The 5,673-nt window shown below is 70.2% G+C and carries 5 protein-coding genes and 1 pseudogene; 4 read left to right on the top strand and 2 right to left on the bottom strand.

Features of this window, described 5'->3' with window-relative positions:
* Positions 1 to 418: 418 nt before the first annotated feature.
* From ACIHCL_RS36780 to ACIHCL_RS36770, 3 genes are all read left to right on the top strand, one after another.
* Complete coding sequence (locus tag ACIHCL_RS36780) at positions 419 to 2,230, top strand: ABC transporter ATP-binding protein (RefSeq protein WP_399868903.1); 1,812 nt, start codon at positions 419 to 421, stop codon at positions 2,228 to 2,230.
* Positions 2,227 to 3,066 (top strand): serine/threonine-protein kinase, encoded by an 840-nt coding sequence (locus tag ACIHCL_RS36775; RefSeq protein WP_399868902.1) that lies wholly within the window; start codon positions 2,227 to 2,229, stop codon positions 3,064 to 3,066. Before ACIHCL_RS36780 ends, ACIHCL_RS36775 begins: the two co-directional genes overlap by 4 nt.
* A gap of 188 nt (positions 3,067 to 3,254) precedes the next feature.
* Entirely contained in the window at positions 3,255 to 3,425 is a 171-nt protein-coding gene (locus tag ACIHCL_RS36770) for a hypothetical protein (RefSeq protein ID WP_399868901.1), read from the top strand.
* Between the two features lie 410 nt (positions 3,426 to 3,835).
* Here the strand turns inward: ACIHCL_RS36770 and ACIHCL_RS36765 are convergent, their stop codons facing one another.
* A complete protein-coding gene (locus tag ACIHCL_RS36765) occupies positions 3,836 to 4,384 on the bottom strand; it encodes an RNA polymerase sigma factor (RefSeq protein WP_399868900.1) in 549 nt (182 codons plus the stop codon).
* 118 nt (positions 4,385 to 4,502) lie between these two features.
* Positions 4,503 to 4,619: pseudogene (locus ACIHCL_RS36760) on the bottom strand (arginine repressor); the annotation flags it as partial.
* Positions 4,620 to 4,939: 320 nt separating this feature from the next.
* Here ACIHCL_RS36760 and ACIHCL_RS36755 point away from each other — a divergent pair.
* On the top strand, positions 4,940 to 5,353 hold the full coding sequence (locus ACIHCL_RS36755; RefSeq protein WP_399868905.1) for a transposase family protein: 414 nt from the start codon (positions 4,940 to 4,942) through the stop codon (positions 5,351 to 5,353).
* The last annotated feature ends 320 nt before the right edge of the window (positions 5,354 to 5,673 follow it).

The following is a 5,673-nucleotide window of genomic DNA, read 5'->3' as shown; positions in this document are numbered from 1 at the left end:
CCGATCCGACAACCGCTCCCCTGCCGGCGACTTCACCTGTCCTGGCCTTGGCACACCCGCTCAACGACCGGAAAGAGCCAAAGTCACCGGTATTGGGGCTAGCGGCACGATGGTGCTGAGAACGGCATTTTTTCGAAGCAAGCCATCCGAATCCGCCCCTGAGACGTATCTAGTGAGGAAGAGTTCCCCAACGAGGTTCAGGAGGAACGATGGCCATCTTCAGCAAACTCATGCCCGCAAGGTCTGACGGCCTCCGATCGTCGAGGCACGGCAGCGGTTCGGATCACCGCAGTGGTTCGGATCACCGCAGCGGTTCGGATCACCGCAGCGAACACAGCAGCCACTGACCGAACGAGTGCTGAGCGGGCCGGCGACTGGATGCCCCGGTCCGCTCCTCGGACCCTGAGGTGCGCATCCCATGATGCATGTCCTGCGGCGTCTGCTGTCGGTGGAGGCGTCCGACGCAGTCGTGGCGGCCGCGCCCGCGATGGCGCCGCGTGAGGTGTTCCGGCGGTTCTGGCCCTACACGCGCGGCGGTCGGCGATGGCTGGTCCCCGTTCTCCTCTTCAGCCTGGTCGGCCCGTCCGTGCAGGCCTCGGAGATCTGGCTCTTCAAAACCGTCGTGGACGCTGTGCTCGTCCCCCGTGCTCTGCGGCCGTTGCTCTGGATCGCACCGGTCTACCTCGGGCTCATCGTCTTGTCCGGGGTGCTGCGGTTCGCCGACAACGTGACGTCCACCTGGGTCGGCGAACGCTTCCTGCTCTCTCTTCGCGCCGATGTGTTCCGGCACGTCCAGGGGCTGTCGCTCGGCTTCTTCGAACGTCGGCGGCTCGGGGACCTGCTGTCCCGCATCACGGGCGACGTCGACGCGGTCGAGACGTTCCTGCTCTCCGGGGTGGCGAACGCCCTCTACTACGTGGTCTGTCTGGGGGTCTACCTCGGCATGCTGGTCTACCTGCGGTGGGACCTGACTCTGCTCGCCCTCACCATCGTGCCGCTGTTCTGGGCCGCCGCCCGGCACTTCTCGCGGCTGATCAAGGCCGCGTCACGGGAGCGCAGGCGCCGCAGCGGCTCGATCAGCGCGGTGGCCGAGGAAGCCCTTGGCAACGTCGCGCTGGTGCAGGCGTACAACCGGCAGGGGTGGGAGGAGCACCGGTTCGAGCGGGAGAACGTCGGCAAGTTCCGGGCAGCGATGGCCTCGACGCGGATCCGGGCCGTCTACTCGCCCGTCGTCGAGGTCATCGAGGTGACCGGCGGCCTCGCGGTGATGGGCCTCGGCACCTGGAAGCTGGCCCAGGGACAGCTCACCCTCGGTGGGCTGCTGGTCTTCCTCGCGCTGATCGGCAAGCTCTACAGCCCGGTCCGCGGCCTGGCCCGGCTCGGCAACACCTTCTACGCGGCCTCCGCCTCGGCGGAGCGGATCATCGAGTTGCTGGACCAGCGTCCACAGGTCGTCGAGGTTCCGGGCGCCCGGCGGATCGGCCGCGCGCGGGGCGACGTGGAGTTCGACGGCATCTGGTTCCGCTATCCCGATGCCGCCTCGTGGGCGCTGTCGGACGTGTCCTTCCACGTGGCCTCGGGCGAGACGCTGGCGTTGGTCGGGGCGAGCGGGGCCGGCAAGTCGACGGTCGCCAAGCTCCAGTTGCGCTTCTTCGACCCCGACCGGGGCGCGGTTCTGCTCGACGGCGCCGACCTGCGGGACCTGAGTCTGTCCGAAGTACGGGAGAACGTCGCGGTGGTGCTCCAGGAGACCCTTGTCTTCCACGGCACCGTGCGGGAGAACATCGCCTACGGCCGGCCGGACGCGACGGACGCCGATGTCGTCGCGGCGGCACGCGCAGCGGACGCGCACGAGTTCATCGAGCGGCTCCCGGAGGGCTATGACACGCTGGTCGGTCAGCGCGGCCGGACGCTGTCCGGCGGACAGTGCCAGCGCCTGGCGATCGCCCGGGCGATGATCCGGGACGCGCCCGTGCTGCTGCTGGACGAACCGACCACCGGGCTCGACGTCGGGTCGGGCCGACGGATCATGGACCCGCTGCGCCGGCTCATGGCCGGGCGGACCACCGTCGTCATCTCGCACAACCTCCTGACCGTCCGGGACGCCACCCGCATCGTGGTACTCGACCACGGACGGGTCGTCGAGCACGGCGCCCACGACGACCTGCTGGGCCGCGACGGCGCGTACGCCCGGCTGCACCGGCTCGGCGCGGGCGCGGTGCTGTCATGAGCGCCCCCGCCCCCTGGGCCCCGGGCACGGAACCGATGCAGGGCTACGTGATCCTCGAGCACCTGACGCGCACCGGTTGGCTCGACGTCTACGACGCCTGGAGCGAAGAACGCGACTGCCGGTGCGTGATCAAGGTGGTGCGGGCGGACCACCGCGGAGAGAAGCGGCTGGACGAGCGGCTGCTGCGCGAGGGGCGGTGGCTGCGGGACTTCACCCATCCACACCTGGTCCGTGGCTACGAGGCGTTCAAGTCGCCCGAGCCGCTCGTCGTCCTGGAGACGCTGACCGGTGAGACCCTGTCCCACCTCGTGCACCGGTTGCGGCGGCGGCCGGCCGCCGCCGATGTGGCGCTGCTCGGGGTGCAGATGTGTTCGGCGGTCCACTACCTCCACGGTCGGGGCCTGCTCCATCTGGATCTCAAGCCCGCCAACGTGGTGGTGGACCGCGGCCACGTCAAGGTACTGGACCTGAGTGTGGCCCGGCCGCCGGGGCCCGCGCCCGCGGGGCTGGGCACGTGCTGCTATCTCGCCCCGGAACAGGCCCGGGGCGGGCCGCTCACGGCCACCGCCGACGTGTGGGGCATCGGCATCACGCTGTTCGAAGCGGCCTGCGGGGAGAAGCCGGTCGCCTGCAGGGCAAGGACGGCCGCGGCAGACGGCCACGACACCGATGACCGGTATTGGCAGCTCGAGGAGGCCGCCCCGCCGATCGCGTCCCGGCGGCGCCTGCCGCTCGCTCTCGTCGCCGCCGTCGACAGCTGTCTGCGGGCCGATCCGTCGTCCCGGCCCACGGTCTCCGGACTGGCCGCCGCCCTCAAGGGGGCGCTGCCCGAGTGACGCTGCCCGGTCGGGGCCGGGGCCCATGCCTCCCCGGGCCGGCACCTGGCGGGCTGCGGTGAGCCGTGGCAAGGACGGTGTCGTCGGCAGACGCCGACGAGCGCCGGAGAGCGTGTTCGAGTCGACCGGGGTCACGGCATGCCGTTTCGGACGGAGAGATCGCAGACGCGGACGGTCGTCCCCTCCGAGTGCTTGAGAAGGCAGGTGACCCTGCCGGTTCCACCAGCGAGATCTACGCCCGTCCCGGCAGCCCCGGCAGGATCTTCGTGGTCGTCGATCCCACCGGTCACGGCACCTCGGGCGACCGAGGTGATGTCCCCGGCCTTCACGGGCTCGGACTCGACGGCGCGCAGGGGTGAGGCGGTGAGCTCCTGGACGGCGAGTGCCGATCGCCCAGCCGGCGAACCCCGCGAGGACCGCCGCGGCCACCGCGAGCCACCCCCGGGCCCTGCGCGCGGGGCCGCGTGGGCCGGGGAGGGCGAGGCCCGGGCCGCGCGCGGCTCTCGCCCTTTCCTCCGGTGCCGCCGCCTGCTGGGCCAGACTGCGCACCACCCGGCTCGTGAAACCGAGTGGCGGCTCGGTGTCCGGCAGCAGGCCGATCAGCCGGTCGCCCACGAGGCAGAGCTGCTCGACGAACTCCCTGCATTCGGCGCACTGGTCCAGATGGGCGACCGCCTCGGCCCGCTCCCGGCCGGGCAGCACTCCCAGTGCCAGCTCGGCACTGACTTCCCGCAGCTTCGCGCAGGCCGGACCCCTGGACATAGTCCCCTCATTCCGGAGCCGCCAGGATGGTACGCAATTTCGCCATCGCCGCCCTGATCCTTGTCTTCGCGGTGCCCAGCGGAATCCGCTCCGAGTCGGCGACCTGCTGGGCCGTCATCCCGTAGACGCCCGTCATCATCAGGGCCCGGGCCTGCTCCCGGGGCAGCCGGGCCACAGCGGCCCGGAGCTGGGCGGAGGCCTCGTCGGCCAGCGCCCACCGCTCGGGGGTCTCGGTGACGACGCCGATGAAGGTGTCCAGGTCCTCGGGTGCCATCGGCACCGTTCGGCGTGCCCGGACGGTGTCCATGGCGAGGTTGTGCGCGATGGTCGTCAGCCAGGTGCTGACCGAGCCGCGACGCGAGTCGTAGATCTGCGCGTGCCGCCACGCGCGCTCGAACGTCTGCTGGGCGACGTCCTCGGCGAGTTGCTGGTCCCGGGTGACGGCCATGGCGACACCGAAGACCCGGTGCTGGAACCTCCGTACGAAGACGACGGCCAGCTCCGAGTCGCCGACGGCCAGTCCGGACAGCAGAGCCTCGTCCGAGAGGCGCTCCACCGGGAACCGGTAACCCGGCGGACGTCTGTGTACCGCCGACGGCCGCCAGGTGATTGCCCGCCCGTCCCGGAAGATCACATACCCATTCTCCGCCGCCGGGCCAGGCCCCGCATCCCGGTCAGTGCCCGTTCTGCGCCAACCGCAGCAGGTGGTCCGCCAGCGCCTGGCCGCCGCTCGGATCACGGCTGATCAGCAGGAGCGTGTCATCGCCCGCGATGGTGCCGAGGATGTCGTAAGGCGCCTGTCACATCGTGTGGCACCGGATCGGGACCCACAGCATCCTGGACCGGCCCGTGACTGCTTTGGCCTGCTGACCGCACCGGAAGAGAGCGGAACGGCCAAAGCAGGGCATGCTGGCGGTCTGCAATACGGGCCCGCGGTCCTCCGACGGCGATGTGACTCGCCAGAGCGTCGCGACCAGCACTGCACACCTCATCGAACCCCGAGGTTCCGTACAGGCCGAGAAGGATCGCGACGACCTTGCCCCCGGTGTCATCGGGAGCACCGCTGCTCTCCAGCGAGGAGACCGGGTAGTGAGTACAGGATAGCCAGCGCATCGGCGAGGGCGACCTCGATGCCCTGACCGACGAGAACGGCCGCCTGATCTGGATATCCGCCGCCCGGCCCCGCCGCACCCACGACAACACCGCCGCCCGCCACGACCACATCCTGGCCCACGTGCACGCCGCCGGCCTCGGGGCACTGGCCGACCTCGGCTTCCGCGGCCTGGACAACGGCATCCCCGACCCCGTGATCGTCACCGGCTACATCGCCACTCGTACCCACAAGCTCACTCGAGGCGAGAAGGAGGCCAACCGCGTCCTCGCCGTCGGACGTGCACCGGTCGAGCACGGCTTCGCCCACCTCAAGAACTGGCGGATCCTCACCAAACTCCGCACCGCCCCCGCCCGCGCCACCCGCCTCCTGCGAGCCCTGCTCGTCCTGACGAACCTCGAAATCAACCGCTGACGGACGATCTACTGCTCAGACAGTCGCCCGTGACCAGCATGAGCACCCCCAGAACCGGTCACACCAGCCCTTTGACCTGCTACTTCAAGTTGGCGGAGGCTCAGTGCACGGCATCGTCGGCGGGCGCGCCTCTGCGCCTGGCTTCGTTCACGTGAAGTAGCAGCGTTTGATCAGTAGTCTGGGCAGCAGTTGGCGATCTTCAACGCTGTAGATGCTCACGAGAAATGAGGCTCTCCTGCCGCATGAGTGGGTCATTCCGTCGTGAGTTGGCGACCTGGGAGGGTGGGGCGGGGGCCGGCGAGGGTGAGCATGACGAGGGC

The sequence above is a fragment of the Streptomyces sp. NPDC052042 genome (genome assembly GCF_044548345.1).
GTDB lineage: Bacteria > Actinomycetota > Actinomycetes > Streptomycetales > Streptomycetaceae > Streptomyces.
The sequence above is the reverse complement of the archived record's forward strand: the minus strand, read 5'-3'. Positions and strand labels throughout refer to the sequence as shown.

Excerpts from the sequence above, each read along its gene's own strand:
- ACIHCL_RS36780 (WP_399868903.1), top strand. The coding sequence starts at position 419 with ATGATGCATGTCCTGCGGCGTCTGCTGTCGGTGGAGGCGTCCGACGCA.
- ACIHCL_RS36775 (WP_399868902.1), top strand. The coding sequence starts at position 2,227 with ATGAGCGCCCCCGCCCCCTGGGCCCCGGGCACGGAACCGATGCAGGGC.